We start from the raw sequence: 661 nt of genomic DNA on the forward strand, positions 1-661 counted from the left end.
CTATATTTTTCCCAAATACATTTATAACTTTTTCAATGCTCATGCCTGAAATTAAGCCACCAACTAGCGCACTGATAAATAAGCTTATAACTACGTTTAATCGACATAAACATAGCACAATCATTAAAATTACTGCTATTACTACTGCATTTATCATATGACAACCATCCTTTATCACTCTATCGAACTAAAGCGTTTATAGACTACATAGTATCAGTAGCTTTAACACCTGTCAATAGCAAACTATACCAATAATCTTTATTTTTTAGTTAATTGTCTTTCTTAAAATAATTTTAGCTTTCATTAAATTAAACAATTTTACAAGCTTGGAACACCAATCAAAATCCTAAGTTCTAAAATGCAATATTAGTAGTCGTTGACTGAATGAACATATGCTTATAATATTTTTTTGCAATGCTAGTCAAGTTGATTTATGCTCACAAGGATATGCGATTTATATTTTCTTACAACAATGAAAATGCCTGATACAATGCGATCCTTTATACTTTCAAGAGTTAAATTAGAAATGTATATCAAGACACAAGTTGTATCAGGCAAATAATTAAATTATTGTTGTTTTAACCATTGTACTATCGTCGGAATCATAAATCCTGTTGGCCCTTTTGGACCATTATATGAAGCTTTATTAGTCGTTGCTGGA

Annotated in this window: 2 protein-coding genes; both read right to left on the bottom strand. The window is 29.7% G+C overall.

The window, feature by feature from the left end:
- The coding region (locus IDG60_RS28070; protein WP_481906111.1) for a transporter permease at positions 1 to 157 on the bottom strand (157 nt) is incomplete at its 3' end.
- A 410-nt stretch (positions 158 to 567) separates the two neighbouring features.
- On the bottom strand, positions 568 to 661 hold a 94-nt coding region (locus tag IDG60_RS28075; protein WP_241013404.1), incomplete at its 5' end, for a hypothetical protein.

This window comes from Staphylococcus sp. EG-SA-2 (assembly GCF_017152085.1).